Source organism: Paenarthrobacter sp. PPS72 (assembly GCF_048537125.1).
Taxonomy (GTDB): domain Bacteria; phylum Actinomycetota; class Actinomycetes; order Actinomycetales; family Micrococcaceae; genus Arthrobacter; species Arthrobacter nitroguajacolicus_E.
This window is the reverse complement of record NZ_JBLYIE010000002.1, coordinates 1-18,203: the sequence shown is the minus strand read 5'-3', so window position 1 is coordinate 18,203 and position 18,203 is coordinate 1. Positions and strand designations below refer to the sequence as shown.

The 18,203-nt window shown below is 63.6% G+C and carries 13 protein-coding genes; 9 read left to right on the top strand and 4 right to left on the bottom strand.

Features of this window, described 5'->3' with window-relative positions; translation table 11 throughout:
* The gene (locus ACLRGI_RS00205) at positions 1-1,041 is read right to left on the bottom strand and encodes a M56 family metallopeptidase (RefSeq protein WP_419199731.1); all 1,041 of its coding nucleotides are present in this window, start codon (positions 1,039-1,041) and stop codon (positions 1-3) included.
* Between the two features lie 5 nt (positions 1,042-1,046).
* Positions 1,047-1,433: a BlaI/MecI/CopY family transcriptional regulator gene (locus tag ACLRGI_RS00200; RefSeq protein WP_011774471.1), complete on the bottom strand. Its 387-nt coding sequence runs from the start codon at positions 1,431-1,433 to the stop codon at positions 1,047-1,049.
* A 279-nt stretch (positions 1,434-1,712) separates the two neighbouring features.
* Between ACLRGI_RS00200 and ACLRGI_RS00195 the strand changes: the two genes are divergently transcribed.
* Genes ACLRGI_RS00195 through ACLRGI_RS00180 form a run of 4 tightly spaced genes read left to right on the top strand, consistent with a single transcriptional unit; the run spans position 1,713 to position 8,913 of the window.
* Entirely contained in the window at positions 1,713-3,311 is a 1,599-nt protein-coding gene (locus ACLRGI_RS00195) for a cytochrome ubiquinol oxidase subunit I (RefSeq protein ID WP_419199730.1), read from the top strand.
* Positions 3,312-3,329: 18 nt separating this feature from the next.
* Positions 3,330-4,412, top strand: coding sequence for a cytochrome d ubiquinol oxidase subunit II (gene cydB, locus ACLRGI_RS00190; RefSeq protein WP_419199729.1), 1,083 nt, complete (start codon positions 3,330-3,332; stop codon positions 4,410-4,412).
* Between the two features lie 7 nt (positions 4,413-4,419).
* Positions 4,420-7,893, top strand: coding sequence for a thiol reductant ABC exporter subunit CydD (gene cydD / locus ACLRGI_RS00185; RefSeq protein WP_419199728.1), 3,474 nt, complete (start codon positions 4,420-4,422; stop codon positions 7,891-7,893).
* A gap of 9 nt (positions 7,894-7,902) precedes the next feature.
* Positions 7,903-8,913, top strand: a complete 1,011-nt coding sequence (locus tag ACLRGI_RS00180) for a GNAT family N-acetyltransferase (RefSeq protein ID WP_419199727.1) — start codon at positions 7,903-7,905, stop codon at positions 8,911-8,913.
* A gap of 3 nt (positions 8,914-8,916) precedes the next feature.
* On the opposite strand, the gene ACLRGI_RS00175 is transcribed toward ACLRGI_RS00180, so the two are convergent.
* Positions 8,917-9,435 (bottom strand): DinB family protein, encoded by a 519-nt coding sequence (locus ACLRGI_RS00175; protein WP_419199726.1) that lies wholly within the window; start codon positions 9,433-9,435, stop codon positions 8,917-8,919.
* A 130-nt stretch (positions 9,436-9,565) separates the two neighbouring features.
* Between ACLRGI_RS00175 and ACLRGI_RS00170 the strand changes: the two genes are divergently transcribed.
* Positions 9,566-9,949 carry a VOC family protein gene (locus tag ACLRGI_RS00170; protein ID WP_419199725.1) on the top strand — a complete coding sequence of 128 codons (384 nt, stop codon included), beginning with the start codon at positions 9,566-9,568 and terminating at the stop codon, positions 9,947-9,949.
* 106 nt (positions 9,950-10,055) lie between these two features.
* Here the strand turns inward: ACLRGI_RS00170 and ACLRGI_RS00165 are convergent, their stop codons facing one another.
* The gene (locus ACLRGI_RS00165; RefSeq protein ID WP_419199724.1) at positions 10,056-12,572 is read right to left on the bottom strand and encodes a DNA gyrase/topoisomerase IV subunit A; all 2,517 of its coding nucleotides are present in this window, start codon (positions 12,570-12,572) and stop codon (positions 10,056-10,058) included.
* A 54-nt stretch (positions 12,573-12,626) separates the two neighbouring features.
* Here ACLRGI_RS00165 and ACLRGI_RS00160 point away from each other — a divergent pair, with 54 nt between their 5' ends.
* The 4 genes from ACLRGI_RS00160 to ACLRGI_RS00145 are packed head-to-tail and all read left to right on the top strand — an operon-like array spanning position 12,627 to position 18,074.
* Positions 12,627-15,314 (top strand): bifunctional acetate--CoA ligase family protein/GNAT family N-acetyltransferase, encoded by a 2,688-nt coding sequence (locus tag ACLRGI_RS00160; protein WP_419199723.1) that lies wholly within the window; start codon positions 12,627-12,629, stop codon positions 15,312-15,314.
* A 57-nt stretch (positions 15,315-15,371) separates the two neighbouring features.
* Positions 15,372-16,097 carry a DUF5998 family protein gene (locus tag ACLRGI_RS00155; RefSeq protein WP_419199722.1) on the top strand — a complete coding sequence of 242 codons (726 nt, stop codon included), beginning with the start codon at positions 15,372-15,374 and terminating at the stop codon, positions 16,095-16,097.
* Entirely contained in the window at positions 16,094-17,323 is a 1,230-nt protein-coding gene (locus ACLRGI_RS00150) for an alkaline phosphatase family protein (protein WP_419199721.1), read from the top strand. The genes ACLRGI_RS00155 and ACLRGI_RS00150 overlap by 4 nt, the downstream gene beginning before the upstream one ends.
* Complete coding sequence (locus tag ACLRGI_RS00145; protein WP_419199720.1) at positions 17,316-18,074, top strand: thymidine kinase; 759 nt, start codon at positions 17,316-17,318, stop codon at positions 18,072-18,074. Before ACLRGI_RS00150 ends, ACLRGI_RS00145 begins: the two co-directional genes overlap by 8 nt.
* Positions 18,075-18,203 lie beyond the last annotated feature (129 nt).

Genomic DNA, 18,203 nt, shown 5'->3' with positions numbered 1-18,203 from the left:
TCAGCCCAGCAGACCCGGAACGATCAGCAGTGCAGTGGGCACTGCAAGCAGTAGTGCCGAGGCAGCAAGGACCAGCACGCGGGCGGCCTTGGTGAGAGGCGGTTTGGGTGACAACAGGCGGCTGACGCGTGACGCCGTCGTGCGTGGGGAGTCGGCGCCGCCGGTCGCGCTGACGGCATTGCCCTCGACGACGGCGCCACCAGCGTTGAGTGCCTGGCCGCCGGCCAAGGCTTGACCTCCACCAGTGGCCTGGTTCCCGCTGACCGGCTGCCCATCAAAAGCAGGTTGTGAGGTGCCGCTGGCTACAATCGCGATGGCCTTGATCAGGGTGACTTTGCTCTCGGTGCGAAGCGCGACGTCGTCCGCCAACATTTCGATCAGGGAGTTCACCGCGGTCTGGGCCAGTCGGGTGGTGGGGAACCATGGAAGGGCCTGCCTCCAAGCAGCAAATGCCCACAGGAGGAGATCGTGGCGCTGGGACAGGTGCGCATTCTCGTGAATAAGCACAGCCCTGAGTTCAGCTGGTTCCAGGGCCGCCATGAGGCCGTCGGAGAGCACCGTGACGGATCGTGCCCCACCCGGCAGGCAGTAGGCGACGGGGGAGTCGTGATTGATCACAACGGTGCCCGGGCCGTCGTCGGAGGGTGATGCCAGCAGGGCCAGCAGTTCGCGGTGGCGTCGCCGCTGGCGTTCAATCTTGTAATACGTCAGCAGCAGGGTGAAGACCAGATGTGCGGTCAGCAGAGCGGCTGCGGAGAGTGCAAAGAGGTGCCAAAAGCCCAATGCGGTGGTTGGTTCGTTGTTGAAAACCATCCCGGCCAGGCTCTTGAGCCCCGCTATGAGGTTGTCCCCGATCGGCTCCAGTCCGTAGACCAGCATGGCCCCGATCATGGACAAGCCACCAGCGAGGGCGATCGCCTGCCACAGCACCATGGCGGTGAAGGGGGATCGGGCAGGCCACTGTGCGCGTGACAGCAGCACGGGTACCGGCCACGCCAGAATCAATGCCAGGACCGCAAGCAGGTATGAGGTCCAGAACATAGTGGCTAATTATAGCCGAGCAGTTTGCGCAGGGTAGCGGCTTCACTTTCGGTGACGGAACCAATGAAGCGGGCCAAAACGGCCTCGCGGTCCGGAGCGGAGCCCAGGACTTCATGCATGAGTTCAGCAGTGTGGTCAGCGCGGCTGGAGACGGCTTGGTAGCGGTGCGGCCGCGTTCCGCGTTCGCGCTCCACCAGGCCCTTCTTCTCCAGGCGTGAGAGCACGGTGAGGACCGTGGTCACTGCCAGGTCCTTACCTTGATGACCCGCAGTGCCGTCGCCGGCCTCGGAATCCTGCGCGAGGAGATCACGAAGTGTATTGGCGGTTGCAGCCTCCTGGCCTGCCCAGAGCAGATCCATCACTGCCCGTTCCAGTTCCCCAAGACTTGCCATTTATACGTCCCTACCTTCCGCTTCCCGGTGCAGGGTGGCTGCTGCCGGGAGCGATGATCCAACATTCCACAATAAATCTACCGCTTTTCCGGGCTCCATTCTACGTGAGGTAGAACTATCGGCGTGCCACGGGCGAAAGCGGACCCTTGCGCGTGGGTTACGCCACTTGAAGAATGGGTTCCGTCGCGTGGCATTTGTTCTACACTGTGTAGAAGATAAGTTTCTACGTAACGTAGAAGTTAGGTCACCGCACTTCGGTCCACCGCACAAAGGACAGCCATGGACGCCTTGGAAATCGCACGCTGGCAGTTTGGTATCACCACCGTGTACCACTTCATGATGGTGCCGCTCACCATTGGCCTCGGCCTGGTAGTAGCCATCATCCAGACCATTTGGTACCGCACCGGCAAGCCCGAGTACCTGCGGATGACCAAGTTCTGGGGAAAGCTCTTCCTCATCAACTTCATCATGGGCGTAGCCACCGGCATCGTCCAGGAATTCCAGTTCGGGATGGCGTGGAGTGAATACAGTCGATTCGTAGGGGATGTTTTTGGTGCTCCCCTCGCCCTTGAGGCCTTGCTGGCGTTCTTCGTCGAATCGACGTTCCTGGGTTTGTGGATCTTTGGCTGGAAGCAACTCAAGCGCGGCGTGCACCTTGCCTGCCTGTGGATCGCCGTCATCGGCTCCGTCTTCTCCGCCTACTTCATTATTGTTGCCAACTCGTGGATGCAGCACCCCGTGGGCGTGGAAATGGTGGATGGCCGACCCGTGATGACCGACGCATGGGCAGTATTCACCAACAACACTGCTCTGGTCGCAGTGCCGCACACTCTCTTTGGTGCACTCGCTGTCGCGGGCGCCTTCCTCCTGGGGATTGCCTGGTACCACCTTTGGCGTCGACGTCACGACGGCATTGACGTGGTGGGCAAGGACGGAAAGATCATTCCGGGCGAAGCCCCCATCCCTGGCCGCGACAAAGCCGATTACACCGTGTGGATGACGTCTCTGCGAATCGGTGCAGTGGTGGCCATGATCTCCTTCGCAGGAACTGCCATCACAGGCGACCTCCAAGGCAAGCTCATGTTCGAGCAGCAGCCCATGAAAATGGCCGCCGCGGAAGCTGCCTGCCATGACGGCACGGGCTTCTCGGTACTGAGCGTGGGTAACCTCGGTGCCACCAACTGCGAGGACATCGTGGCCGTCATCGAAGTGCCCGGCATCCTTTCCTTCCTGGCCAAGGGCGACTTCACCACCGAAGTGAAGGGCGTAAACAGTCTGCTAAGTGAGTACAAGGAAAAGTACGGCACCAACCTGCCGGACAACCCACTGTACGGCGACCGCGCCGGACAGGAAATCCAATACGTGCCGGTCATGGAAGTGACTTATTGGGGCTTCCGCATGATGATCGGATTCGGCGGCATCGCCGCGTTCGCCGCCCTGCTTGCTCTCTGGGTGACGCGCAAGGGCGTGGTGCCCGAGTCCAAGTGGCTCATGCGCTTGGCCGTCGTCGGCATCCTTGCGCCGTTCGGGGCCAACGCCGCCGGCTGGATTTTCACCGAAATGGGCAGGCAGCCGTTCGTGGTGGCCCCCAACCCGGACATGAACGGCATCGATCAGGTGTTCATGTTCACCGCCGCTGCGGTGTCGCCGGGCGTCAGTGCGGGTGAACTCATGACCTCGCTGGTGGTCCTCACCGCAATCTATGCCGTGCTGTTGGTGGTGGAGGTGAAGCTCTTGGTCAAGTACATCCGCGGCGGTGTGGCCTCGGCGATGCCTGAACTGGCACATACACGGGACTCAGGCGAGCACCACGACAAGAATGACGACGGCACCGGCCCGGAGAAGTCCGGCGACGACGTCCTGGCATTCGCCTACTAAAGCCAAGGGGTACTGACAATGGAACTATTGCCGACCATCTGGTTCGTGGCCATCGCGGTGTTGTGGACCGGCTATCTCTTCCTGGAGGGTTTCGACCTTGGCGTCGGAATGCTCATGAAGCTGTTCGCCCGCAACAACACTGACCGCCGCGTACTGCTGAACACCGTAGGCCCGGTCTGGGACGGCAACGAGGTGTGGCTGCTCACCGCAGCCGGTGCAACCTTCGCAGCCTTCCCCCTCTGGTACGCCTCACTCTTCTCCGCCCTCTACCTCCCGCTCCTGGCAGTTCTGGCCGCCTTGATCTTCCGGGCTGTCGCCTTCGAATACCGCGGCAAGGTGGACTCCGAACGCTGGCGTAACCGCTGGGACTGGGCGATCGCCGTCGGGTCCTTCGTTGCGGCCTTCGGCATCGGCGCCGCGCTGGCCCTGACCACCACTGGTCTGCCCTTGAATGAAAATGGCGACCGTGTTGGCGGCCCCATGTCCTGGTTCAGCGGTTACGCACTCCTTGGCGGTTTCGGCGTGGTTGCGTTCGCGCTGGTGCATGCCCTTGCGTTCCTTGCCCTCAAGACCGACGGCGACGTTCGGCACCGCGCCCGCCGGTGGTTTGTGCGACTGGTGCCGCTTGCGGTGTTGCCGATGTTCGGCTGGATGGTTGCTGTGCAATTCCTCAGCGGCGAGTTGTGGACCTGGGCGCTGGTGGCGGCCGGAGTGGCCGCAGTGGTCATCGCCTGGCGGCTGGCCCGCGCCGGGTCCGAAGGACGTGCCTTCAGTGCCCTCGGGGCGTTCATTCTCTGCGCCACCGCCTCGATCTTTGGAGCAGCATTCCCTGTAGTCATCCCCTCCACGATCGATCCCGCCTTCAACCTGACCATCTCCAACGCATCCTCCTCGGACTACACGCTGGGTCTCATGAGCATCGTCGCAGCCGTTGGGCTGCCCCTGGTGATTGCCTACCAGTCATGGACGTACTGGGTGTTCCGCCGTCGTGTAAGCGCGGCCCACATCCCCGAAGCCCATGGCTTCCTGCCGGCCATTGCCGCCAAGGTCCTGATCCCCAAGGACGGCTCGGCATCCACACCTCGCCCAACCGGAGATTAGTCGCCCCATGAAACCCGTTTTCCCTTCCGGCCCGGCCACGCGATGGGCGCTCTACGCCATTGGCCTGATGTCGGCCCTAAAGGCCCTGTCCCTGGTACTTATGGCCCAAGCCGTGGCGGGGATGCTGGCCGGACTCGCTTCCGGCTCAGGGGAGTGGGACAACGGACTGATCTGGGGTGCTGCAGGAGCGGTCCTCAGATCGCTGACCGTGTGGGGCCAAGGCATCGCCTCCAGGCGGGCTGCCCTGGGCGTCAAGGAGGAGTTGCGGGCGCGGTTGTTGAGGCGTTCGCTGTCCGACGGCGGCTCCGCACCGGTGGCGGGAATGAACGACGGCGGCCTGGCGATCCTGGCCACTCGGGGACTGGATGCCCTGGACGACTACTACACCCAATATCTGCCGGCAATCGTGAACTGCGCCACGGTCCCGCTGCTGATCGGGGCCCGGATCCTCTTTGCCGACTGGGTAAGTGCTGTGGTGATCGTCCTTACCGTTCCGTTGGTGCCGCTGTTCATGGTCCTCATCGGCAGGCACACCGAAGACACTGTCAGGGAGGCGCAAAGCACGCTCCGGAAGCTGTCCGGCCACATCCTTGAGCTCGCCAAAGGACTTCCCGTCCTGGTGGGACTTGGCCGTGCCACCGAACAGCGCGCAGCCCTGGAAGACATCTCTGAGCAATACCGCACCCGGACCATGGGCACCCTCCGCACGGCGTTCCTTTCTGCGCTGGCCCTTGAACTCATTGCAACCATCTCTGTTGCCGTGGTGGCCGTGTTCATCGGCGTACGCCTGGTTCATGGCGACATGGCCCTTGAAGCAGGCCTCCTGGCACTGATCCTGGCCCCTGATTGCTACCTTCCCCTCCGGGAGCTCGGCACGGCCCACCACGCAAGCGAGGACGGCCGGGAGGCGCTCGAAACCACCAACGCAGTGCTGGATGCCCCCTCGCACCGCCGCCTGCATGATGATGTGGCGCCCAGCACCGGGCAGGACAGCACGGGGCAGGACAACACAGGGCAAGCCAACACAGGGCAGGACGCAGTAGTGGTGAGCGGGTTGTCGGTGACTTACCCCGGAAGGTCCGCGGCCGCCGTCGGGCCCCTCAGCTTTATCGCCCCGGCCGGGCTCGTTACAGCCCTCGACGGCGACAGCGGCGCCGGGAAGAGCACGGTTCTGGGTGTCCTCGCAGGGCTTATCGGGCACGGACCGGGCGCTTCAGTCACAGGGGCCATTACCGGCGCGGCTCCGGGGGCGGCGGCATGGGTTCCGCAACACCCGGTCTTGGCCACCGAGACTGTGCAACAAGAGATTGAGCTTTATCTCGAGGGATACGAAGGTGACACCTCAGAAGCTGCCGACCGCGTCCTTCGGAAGGCCTCCGCAGAGCACCTGGCGGCCGGGAATCCAGCGGAACTGAGCCCCGGAGAGTTACGGCGAATAGCACTTGCCCGCGGACTGGCCCGCGTGGAAGCCGGCGCTACAGTCCTGCTGCTAGACGAGCCCACCGCCCACCTGGACCAGTACTCTGCCAGCGTAGTCCGCCGCGCCATCGAGTCACTTCGCGGCAACGTGACCGTGATCCTGGTGGCCCACGACGCCGCCACCCGGGCGCTCGCCGACCACATAGTACCTGTGGGACGCAAGCACCACTACTCAGCGCCTCTGGTGGCCGGGGCGGGCATTCCGCGCCGGGACGCCACGCAGGCCGGGACTGGTGCGGACCTCAGGGCTGGTGCCCACACCGCGAAGGAAGCTACCGCTCAAGGCGATTTCCCTGACACCCCCAAAACCGGCAACCTGCAACGCCTCCTGCGCGCTCTGAAACCCGTCCGCTGGAAGTTCGCCGCTGCCGGGGTCGTGGCCGTCCTGGCCGCCCTCTTCGCAGTGGCATTGTCCGGTTTGTCGGGGTGGTTGATCATCCGGGCCAGCGAACAGCCACCCATCCTCTACCTGCTGGGCGCGATCGTGGGGGTCAGGTTCTTCGGAATAGGACGGGCTGTGCTGCGCTACTGTGAGCGGCTCCTGAGCCACGATGCCGTCTTCGCTGCAATGACCCGCCTTCGCGGCGCGCTGTGGGCATCGCTGAGCCGCAGGGCCCTGTCACTCAGGCGCCTCCTCCAAGGCGGCAACGTGTTGGGCTCAATTGTGGATGACGTTGACACCCTTCGCGATCTTCTGCCGAGGGTGGTCCTCCCGCCCGTGACCGCCGTGGGAGTCGGGGGTGCGGCGATCCTCGCCACGGCCATTGTCCTGCCGGAGGCACTGCCGGCGGTGGTCACATCCGCCGTCGCCGGACTGATCCTCGCTCCAACACTTGCCATCCTGGCTGACAGAAATGCCGCCAAGGCTGAACAGCAGATGCGTTCGGTGGTGCTTCGGGGGGTGGCCGCAGCCCTTGACGCCCGTTCCGAATTAAGTGCCAACGGAGTGGCGGAACCAGTCCTCGGTGCACTGCGCGACAAAGACCGCACCGCCACCCTCGCTGCACAGCGCTCGGCATGGGCTGAAGGGCTCGGCCAGGCCGTGATTGTCCTGGCCTGCTCCATGGCTGCGTTGTGGGCGGGCGCCCTGAGCGCACCCGCCGTATTGAACGGCACCGTAGCCCCGGAACTGGTAGCCGTCATTGTCCTCATGCAACTCGCCCTGGTTGAAGCCTTCGGTGGCATCGTGTCCGCCGTGCGCCAGGCACCGGCGCTCGCAGCCGTCCTGGGCCGGGTGGCAGCCTCAGGCGCCTTGGACACTTCCGGCCCGATGAAGCAGGCGGAAGAGCACGACGCCGGCACGCGGCGCCTGCCTGATCGCCCCGGCCGGGCGGGACTGGAGTTGCGGGGTGCGTCAGCGGCCTGGCCTGGTGGTCCGATGGTCTTTTCCGATGTAAATGCTGTTGCCGAGCCCGGCCGTTGGCTCGCTGTGACAGGCCCCTCCGGCGCAGGGAAGTCCACGCTCCTCTCAGTGCTGCTCGGATTCCTGCCGCTGACGGAAGGAACTGTGAAGCTCTCCGGTACCGCGGCGTGGTGCCCCCAGGAGGCGCACCTGTTCGACTCCACTATCCGCGGTAACCTCCTGCTGAGCCGCCCGGCTGCCGCGAAGCCCGGCGAGGCCGAGATGCACAAGGCCCTGGCCGACGTCGGACTTGATTCAGTGGTGGAATCGCTGCCGGGTGGCCTGGACGCCCGGATCGGCCCTGGAGGTTCTTTCTTGAGTGGCGGCGAACGTCAGCGCCTGGCCATGGCCCGGACGCTCCTGACCGGAGCCTCCGTGTTGTTGCTTGATGAACCAACTGCCCACTTGGATGCGGGCGCGGCGCGGGAAATGATGGCCATCCTGCGCAAGGGCCTCAAGGACGTCACGGTTGTCCTTGTCACCCACAACCCGGACGACATCGATCCGGCAGATGTGCGGCTGGAGCTGCCTGCGCGCCAGGCAGCCGGGAAGAGAATGCCAGGCGCGGCGGAACTGGTGGGAAGGCCTACTCCTCAGTAGCCTGTTGGCATGCCTTTCGAAACCACACGCCAGGTCATGCCCGACGCCGTTGCAACGGGCCTCAACTGGCGACCAGCCACCCTGGAAGACCTCGACAACTGGGCAGGCCTGATCGCCCGGACGGCCGCCGTCGAACATCCCGTCTGGTACGAGAAGCGCGGCGACCTGGTCCACATTCTGGAGTCCACTAAGAACCCGGCGGAAACGAGCACGCTGCTGGGCCTGGACTCCGACGGTGTGCCGCGTGCCTACGGGCGGATCGCCAAGAATCCCGGGGGTGATAAGGCCACCGGAATGGCGTGTGTTGATCCGGAGTGGCAACAGCGGGGGATCGGCTCTGCCGTCCTGCTGTGGCAGGAAGGACAAGTACGCAGCCGGTTCCAGTCCGATCAGGCCGCAGGCCACACAACTGCGCCGCCGCGTCTCCGGATCCAGACGGAGGAGCAGCACGAGCACCAGGCAACACTCCTCATGGGGCATGGCTACAGTGCCGTGCGCTGGTTCAACGAAATGCACCGACCCCTGGCCGGGCAGCTGCCGGAGGCGGCCCTCAGTGCAGGACTTGAGCTCAGGAGCTTGGATCCTTCGCTCTTTGAACCTGTGCGTCAAGCCCATAACGATGCGTTCAGGGACCATTGGGGGAGTGAACCAAGGGACGAGGAATCGTGGCGCTTCACCATCGAGGAACCTACGGCCCGGCACGATCTCAGTGCGGTGGTTATCGATTCCACCACGGGGGAGGTGGCCGGATACCAGCTGACCAGCTTTGATCCCGATTCCGCCACCGACCGCGGGTTCAAGGAAGGCTACACAGAACTGCTTGGCGTGCGGCGGGACTATCGCGGCCGGGGCATAGCCCAAGCCCTTCTCGCCTATGCCATGCAGCGCTACGTCTCGGCGGGAATGGACGTGGCGTCACTGGACGTGGACTCCGCGAACCCCACCGGGGCGCTGGAACTCTACCTGGGCATGGGGTACTCGCCAGTGAACCGCAGCATGACGTGGGAGAAGATGCTCTAGTTTCTAGCCGTCCACGTCATGAAGGTGATGAATTACGTCGTGGAGGAAGTACTGGGAGAACGTCAGCACGGTAAATGTGGAGCCATTGCTCCGTTTGCCGGTGCATGGCCAGTCATCCTCGGTGACCCGGGCGAAGGACTCGGCAATCTCCTTGCCCTCCGCCTCAAGTTCGTCGGCCACCATCCGCGGATCCGCGGAACCGTACTCGCCGTCGATCGCTGCCTGGTCCTGGTCCCAATTCTCGAACCGGGCGTCGTCCTCTGCCAGCATCAGGTTCAGGCGCTGGTCGAAGAGGCTGAAGACGTCCCGGACATGGCAGGCGTACTCCAGATTGGACCACGTGTGGCCGTTCGGACGTGTGGCCGCATCCTCCCGGCGCAGCACCGCCCGCCAGCGGGGAAGCATGTTCAGAACGGTGCCGGGCACCGTGGAAGGAGTCACTGTCGCGGGGTCGAAACCGCACTCTGGGCAAGGCTCCGAAAGCACCCAGGTCCAGTCTTTCTCATCGGGAATGATCGGCATGCGGCCAGTCTAAGCTCAACCCGCCCATACCCTTGCGCGGCCCATGAAATATGGTGTCGTTTTCCAATTACTTACGGACCCTCCCAAGAGTAAAGTTCGTTCCGGGGGGAGAGCCGGAAAAGAGAAAACAATGCTCAAGGATCAGCAGGTTGGTGCCGTCCTACCGGCACAGGACATAGCCCGGGCACGCGCGTACTACAGCGAAAAACTCGGACTGGAACCCGAAAATCCGGACGACGACGACAACCTTCAGTACAAGTGTGGCGACGGAACCGGATTCTTTGTCTATCAAACGTCCAATGCAGGGACTGCGAAGAACACCCAGATGGGCTGGAACGTCAGCGATGTCAGGGCCACGGTGCAGGAATTGCGCGGCAACGGAGTCGAGTTCGAAGACTACGACTTCCCCGGCCTGAAGACAGAAGACGGCATCGCCACGATGCCTGATGGAAGCGCCGCAGCATGGTTCCTCGATAGTGAGGGAAACATACTGAGCATCAACCAAACCGGCTAGCCCACGCGGTGGCTTCACGGCCACGGCAGCACAAAGGCCGGAGGTCTGGACCTCCGGCCTTTGTGCGCGTTCAACGATCTTGCTGGACCGTCCCGCCAAGCTGCAGTTACTCTGCGGCGTCAGCCCACGCCATGCTGGGGCCGATGGCTTCCACCGGCTGGGACAGCGGTACGCCGGATCCATCCCTGCGGCCATGTTCGTGGGGGAGTGCCCGTGCCACGCCCGCCGACGAGGACGCCTTGGCCGGGCCATGACCTGCCCAAGCCAGGAGCAGGGTATCCTCGCCCTTGAGGAAACGGTGGACACGCACGCCGCCGGTGGCCCGGCCTTTCGCGGGATACTCCTCGAAAGCAGTCACCTTCGCAGTTCCCGGTGCCGTCCCCGGCAAGGCACCGTTGGTTCCCGCAATGGTCACCACGACGGCGGCAGGATCGTCCGCGCGGACGGTACCGAAGTGGATCACTTCGTCGTCGGCCGCGAGCTTGATGCCAGCCATGCCACCGGCTGTTCGTCCCTGCGGACGGACGTTGGATGCACTGAATCGGAGCAATTGGGCTTGCCGTGTCACGAAGACGAGGTCGACGTTCTCTTCCTGCGCCGGTTCTACGGCGAGGATCGCGTCCTTGTCCTTGAGGGCGATGATCTCCCAGTCCTCGCGGTTCAGCGGGTAATCCGGCTGCACCCGCTTCACCACGCCTTGGACCGTGCCTATGGCAAGGACGGCGTCCAATGGTACGAAGGCCACCAACGTTTCGCCCTTGAGCAAGGTGATGAACTCCTTGGCGGGGACTCCACCGGCCAAGTTGGGGAGTCCGGAGACCGGAGGCAAAACGGGCATGTCCATGACCTGGAGCCGCAACATGCGTCCCTGAGATGTGACAGCACCGATTTCTCCCCTGGCGGTGGTCTTCACCACGGAGCGGAAGACATCGTGCTTGGTGCGGGGGCCTGCCTCGGCCAGGGGCTCCTGGTTGGACGTTCTGGCGATCTGCCCGGACACACTGAGAAGGGCCCAGCAGGGGTCGTCCGGAATTTCCAGGGGCAGGGCTGCGGCTTTGCCCTTGGGGCCTGGTGCTGAGGCTGCCAAGGCGGCAGCTACCGTGGGGGAGACAGCTTCCGATTCCAAGAGGACTGTGCGGCGGGGTGTGCCATACTTTTCGGCGATCACGGCCAATTCGCCGGAAACCAGATCGCGGAGCAGCTCATCCGAGGCGAGGATGGCCTCAAGTGCCTCGATTTCGCGGCGGAGTTCGTCTTGTTCCTTCTCCAGTTCAAGACGCGAGTACTTGGTCAACTGCCGCAGGCGCAGTTCCAGGATGTAGTTGGCTTGGATTTCAGTGAGGTCATAGATGGACATGAGGCGTTCCCGAGCGGCCGAGGCCTCGTCCGAGGAACGGATGATCTGGATGACTTCGTCGATGTCCACGATCGCGATCAACAAGCCCTCCACCAAGTGGAGGCGGTCCTTCTTCTTTCCCAAGCGAAAGGACGTACGCCGGCGCACCACGTTCAGGCGGTGTTCCACGTATACCTGCAGCAGCTGCAGGAGCCCCAGCGTCTGAGGCTGGCCGTCCACCAAGGTGACATTGTTGATGCCGAAGGAATCTTCCATCGGCGAGTAGCGGTACAACTGCTGGAGGACAGCGTTGGGGTTGAACCCGTTCTTCAATTCGATGACCAGGCGGAGGCCGTGATTCCGGTCCGTGAGGTCAACCACATCGCTGATGCCGGTCAACTTCTTGGCGTTGACGGCGTCCTTGATTTTCTCGATGACCTTTTCCGGACCCACCATGTAGGGGAGTTCAGTGACCACCAGGCCGGTACGGCGGGCGGACAACTGTTCCACCTCAACCTTCGCGCGGGTCTTGAAGGATCCACGCCCCGTGGCGTAAGCGTCACGGATTCCTTCCAGTCCCACGATGCGGCCACCCGTGGGAAGGTCGGGTCCCGGGATGAACCTCATGATCTCTTCCAAGGTGGCGCCGGGGTTGGCGATCAGGTGGCGTGCAGCGGCGATGACCTCCACCAGGTTGTGCGGGGGCATATTTGTTGCCATGCCCACCGCAATGCCCGTGGTGCCGTTCACCAATAGGTTCGGGAAAGCGGCGGGAAGGACATCCGGCTGCGTCAGCTGGTTGTCGTAGTTGGGGACGAAGTCCACTACGTCTTCGTCCAAATGGTCCGTCATGGTCAGCGCGGCGGCCGCCAAACGTGCCTCCGTGTAACGCGGTGCTGCCGGGCCGTCGTCGAGGGATCCGAAGTTGCCGTGGCCGTCGATGAGCGGCAGGCGGAGGGAAAAGTCCTGCGCCATGCGCACCATGGCGTCATAAATCGCGGTATCGCCGTGCGGGTGGAGCTTGCCCATCACCTCGCCCACCACGCGGGCGCTCTTGACATGACCGCGATCGGGGCGGAGGCCCATGTCGGACATCATGTACAGGATGCGCCGTTGAACAGGCTTCAGTCCGTCGCGGGCATCCGGAAGGGCACGCGAATAAATCACCGAGTAGGCGTACTCCAGGAAGGAGCCTTCCATCTCGGACGTGACATCGATGTCCACGATGTTCTCGGTGAAATCGCCGAGGGGCTCGGCTGTGCGTGCGGATTTTTGGCTGCGGGCCATGGGTCGGTGGATCCTTGAAAGTTGTACTGCGGATGTTTTAGCTAGGCTAAGCCTATGGTGGATCAGCCCGGCGTCGGCATTTATCCGGAATATTGGGAGGCTGATGTCGTGCTGCGCGACGGCGGGACAGCCCACCTTCGTCCAATACGACCCGAAGATGCCGACGCTTTGCAGGCGTTCCATGCGGGGCAGTCGCAGGCCTCCATCTACATGAGGTTCTTTTCCTTCAAGCCAAAGCTCTCCGGCAAGGAAGTGCGGCGCTTCACCGAAGTGGACCACATCAACCGGGTGGCGTTCGTCATCACCATCGGCGGCGAAATCATGGGGATCGGCCGCTACGACCGGCTGGAGGATCCCAACGAGGCTGAGGTTGCCTTCAACATTTCCGATGCACACCAAGGGCGCGGGATCGGTTCCATCCTCCTGGAGCACCTGGCCGTTGCCGCACGGGAAAACGGCATCCGCCGCTTCACGGCCGAGGTCCTGCCGGACAACCGTAAAATGCTGATGGTCTTTGCCGACGCCGGCTACGACCTCAAGCGCCAATTCGACGACGGCGTCGTCAGCGTGGAATTCAACATCGATCCCACGGAAAAATCGCGGGCCGTCATGGAATCCCGCGAGCACCGCGCGGAGGCGCGCAGCGTGCGCGACCTGTTGTCGCCGTCGTCGGTGGCTGTCATCGGTGCCAGCCGCAAGTGGGGGAGTGTGGGCTACCAGCTTCTGGAGCACATTATCGAAGGTGGCTTCAAGGGGCCGGTTTATGCCGTCAACCCGGAAGCATTCGAGCTGGCCGGCATGATCTCCTTCGCAAAGTTGTCCGAGATCCCGGGGCCGGTACAGCTGGCCATCATCGCTGTTCCCTATGAGGAAGTGCCCAAGGTAGTGGATGACTGCGCCGCTGCAGGCGTTAAGGGCATCGTGGTTGCCACCGCCGGATTTGCCGACGACGGCGAGCGGGGACTGGTTCGCCAACACGAGTTGGTGCGCCGGGCCAGGGCGAACGGTATGCGCGTCATTGGACCGGAATCTCTCGGGATCCTGAATACACACCCGGCAGTGTCGTTGAACGCTTCCATGGCCCCCGCGATGCCGCCGAGGGGCAGCCTGGGCTTGTTCAGCCAATCGGCGGCCGTGGGTGTGGCGGTTTACGCTGCCGCCAGTCGCCGCCGGCTCGGGTTGTCATCCTTCCTCTCAGCAGGAAACCGCGCCGACGTTTCGGGCAACGACGTCATGCAGTATTGGGAGGACGACGCCGATACCTCCGCCGTGGGGCTTTATCTTGAGTCGATCGGCAATCCCCGCAAGTTCTCCCGGCTCGCTCGCCGGCTGTCCCGCAGCAAACCCGTCATCGTTGCCAAGTCGGACGTCACCGGCCTCAGCCTGCCACCCGGGCACGAGGTCCGCACCACCCAAGCGCCGTCGGCGGCAGTGGATGCGATGATGCGCCAAGCAGGCGTGATCCGTGTTGAGACCATTGAACAACTCATGGATATCGCCCAGATAGCGTCCTCGCAGGCGCTGCCGAAGGGACCCGGCGTGGCCGTGTACTCAAATTCCGTCGCGCTGGCCAAAGTGGTCGCCGACACCGCAGTTCCCCTTGGGCTGGATGTGGGACGCCTGGTGACGGACATTGACCTGGACTCCGGGATGTCACTGGCGCTTCCTGCCCTTCGGGCCAGTCTCCAGGAAAGCCTGGCCGACGACTCCGTGCACGCCGTTGTGGCCGCGCTTCTGCCGGCCCGTGGGCTTACCGTTGAAGCGCTCGCCGGTGTCTTGGCCGAATGCGCTGCCGAGGCCGGAAAGCCTGTTGTGGCCGCGTTCACCGGGATTTTGGACCCCTCCGTGCACGTGGAAGGCATGGTGGGTGCGGCTGGCAAGCCTGTGCTTCCGTGCTACTCCAATGCCGGTGCCGCCGTGGCCGCATTGGCGGCAATCGTCCGATACGCGCAGTGGCGCGACCGGGACCAAGGGCTCTTTGTGGAGCCCGAGGGCTGCGATGTCGACCGCACCAGGGAAGCGTTGAACGCGATGCTGGCCGGTGTTACCGGCGAGAAGATCAGGAAGCTCGACGCCGGTGCTGCCGCGGCCCTGCTGTCAGGCTACGGGATCGAGGTGGTGCCAACTCTTGGCTTTGGTACCGCTGATGAGGCCGTACAGGCCGCGGAGACTGTGGGCTGGCCGGTGGTCCTCAAGACGACCGATCCCGCGTTGCGTCATCGGCTGGATCTCGGCGGGGTCCGGCTGGACATCCAGGACGCCGAATCCCTCAGACAAAACGTCGCCCAGATGCGCCGTGCCTTGGAACCGTACGGATCGCCGGCGCTCGAGGTACAGGCAATGGCCCCTGTGGGGCAGGCCTGTACTTTCCGTGCCATGGAGGACCCCCTGCTGGGGCCCGTCCTGTCCTTCGGGCTGGCCGGGGACGCCGTAAATCTCCTGGATGACTGGGCCCATCGGGTACCGCCGTTATCCGTTGCCGACCTGCACGATGTCATCCGCTCGCCACGGGCGTCCCGGAAACTGTTCGGCTACCAGGGCCTGCCCGCCGTTGATGTGGCAGCCCTGGAGGACATTGCAGCCCGGCTCGCCAAGCTAAAAGATGATCACCCCGGAATCGCGTTGGTGGAATTCAACCCGGTGCTGGCGGGTCCTTCCGGGGCCACCATTTTGGGAGCGGACGTGTGGATCGGCAACGCAGCGCAGCGAACGGACAGTGCCCGACGCGCGATGCGGGGTTAGCCACAAGCGGGGACGGCACGGTTAGGTAGTCACCAAGCGATCTGTGAAAATGGGGGAATGAGCACCCAGTCTCCGACGCCTCAATCCCGCCCGTCCAATGCCGGGCACCACACCGCCCACCATCACAGCTCGCAGGGACAGAGCCTGGATGAGGCGCTGCAGCAGGCAGGCTTCTACCCGCGGTTGGTGGCCGACGTCGTCGATGACGCACTGGATGGCCGGGAGTGCCTCTCCCACCTGGTCCACTTGGAGACCCACTTCGACCGTGCAGAGGTCCGGAGGCACATCACAGTGCTGGTGCTCACGGAAGACATGCTGGTGATCACCCATGTTGATGACCAGCAATTGGATGAGGCCGGAGAGCAGATCGTTGCCCAAGTCTCCACTGAGTCTGTGCCCGTGGCCCAGATCCGCTCGGTAGTCCTCAGCTACATGTACTCGCAACCCCAGGACTACAAGCCTTCCGATCCTGTCCGTGAGATGACTCTGTCCATCGCCTGGTCCGGCGGGCAACGCCTGGACATGGGGCCGGCGAGCTGCGGAGATCCACAGTGCGAGGCCGACCATGGCTACAGCGGAACCATCGCGCAGGAAGACATAGTCCTCCGAATCAGTGCTGAGGCCGACGGACTCCAAGCGGTCCAGGACGCAAAGATTTTCGCGCGGGCACTCCGGGCGGTCAACACGGGGAACCCTTCCCCGGTCCAACATGCCGGCATCCCTGCACCGAGGCCGCGCTCGGGTGTCTTCAGCAACCGCCTCAGCCGCGGACACCAGCGTTGAGGGAAACCGCACAGAACCCGGTGAACACATCTTCTGGTACCACTCCGGCCACAGACCTCCCATCGCCCCCGCTCTTCGGGAGCAAATCGATAGCGGAAGTTCTGACAAGTTCCGCCGCAGCCCTTGGCCTGCCGGGCTTCACCAACCACCTTCAGTTGCCGTCGGCGCAGCGCGTCTGCGTGGTCCTCGCCGATGGCCTTGGCCGCAGCCTGCTGAAGCAAAAAGCCTCCCACACGCCCTTCCTCCGATCGGTCATGGCTGAGGGGCAACGCAATGTCCCCACCTGGATTGACGCCGCCTTCCCCAGCACCACGGCGGCATCCCTCGCGAGCCTCGGTACAGGTTTGCCTGCCGGCCAGCACGGAATGGTGGGTTATGACGTCCTCGATCCCGACCAGGACAAGGTAGTGAACCTCTTGGGAAATTGGGATTCGCAGGTGGATCCCACGCAGTGGCAGCCTCACGCGACAGTTTTTGAGCGGCTTGCGGGCGAGCTGGACGTCGTGACAGTCAGCCTGCCGCAGTTTGGGAACTCCCCGATGACGCAGGCTGCGCTCCGGGGAAGTCGCTTTGTTGGTGGTACCACCCTTCATGCCAGAACCGCTGCGGCTGCTGAGGCCATGTCCGGCGGCGGACGTTCCCTGATGTACTTCTACGCCAACGAGCTCGATAAAGCCGGCCACCGCTACGGCTGCCAGTCGGAGCGCTGGGAGCACCAACTCGAGGAGCTCGATTCCACGGTGAAGAGACTGTCTGCCACGCTGCCTCCCGGCACCACCATTTTGGTGACAGGTGATCACGGCATGTTGGACGTTCCCGAATCCCAAAGGATCGACTATTCCGCTGATGAAATGCTGGTAGCTGGAGTCCGACACACGGCCGGGGAGCCACGCATGGTGCATCTCTACCTGGAACCGGACGCCACCCCTGCCCATCGGGAGTCCCTGGTTGAGGGATGGCGGCGGCGTTTTGGGGAGAGGATCTGGGCTTTTACCAGGGAGCAGGCCGTGGGGGCAGGGTTGTTCGGTGCCGTGCGCACAGAGGTGGCCCCCCGCATTGGCGATGTCATGATCGCTGCACGTGACACCTTGGCTCTCTATGACACGCGCAGGGCCCGCCCGGCATCACTGGAAGTGGTGGGGCAGCACGGCTCGTTGACCAAAGCTGAACGCGAAGTGCCCCTGGTGTGCTTCGCCGCTGCCGGCAAGAAGGGCAAACGTGGCTGAGCTGGTCTTCTTCTCCGGCACGATGGACTGCGGCAAGTCCACACTGGCCCTTCAGATGGACCATAATCACCGTGCACGCGGTCGCGGAGGTGTTCGGTTCAGCTGCAACGACCGCGCAGGAAATTCAATGATCTCCAGCAGGCTGGGCCTTCAAACCGACGCGGTGGAGATTGTGGGCGAGACCGATTTCTGGGATGAAGTGGTGGCCCGGCGTACCAACGGACTCCGAGTGGACTACCTCATCTGTGATGAGGCCCAGTTCTATTCGCCCACCCAGGTGGAGCAATTGGCGCGGGTGGTGGATGAGATGGATGTGGACGTCTTCGCATTCGGCATCACCTCGGACTTCCGCACCAGGTTATTCCCTGGTTCGCAGCGGCTCATTGAACTCGCCGACAAAGTGCAGGTACTCCAGGTCGAAGCGTTGTGCTGGTGTGGACGCCGGGCAACGCAGAACGCCCGCACCGTGAACGGCATCATGGTGGTGGAAGGTGATCAGGTGCTGGTGGGCGACGTCGCACCGCAAAACAGCAGTGACGAGCCTATGCCTACCGGGTCCGGGTCTACCGGGACTGTGTTCGCTGAGGCAGGGCCCGCCGACGCGGTGGGCTATGAGACCTTGTGCCGCCGGCACTACATGAGGCGCGTGACCGCTCATGGCGCCAACCTGATGGCGGGCACGGACCAACCTTTGCCGTTCGATATGGACGCCTGCCTCTGGCCGGGCGCAGGGGCTCTACGGCGCGGCTAGCCGCGTAACCAGCCGATTCAGCCGGCCGCTGCGACCAGCACGCGGGCTAGATGATTAAGTCCTATTGGATTTAGTGGTCGTAGGCGATGAGGGAGCGCTTGCGGGGCGCGTTGATGCGCCAGTTGTGCC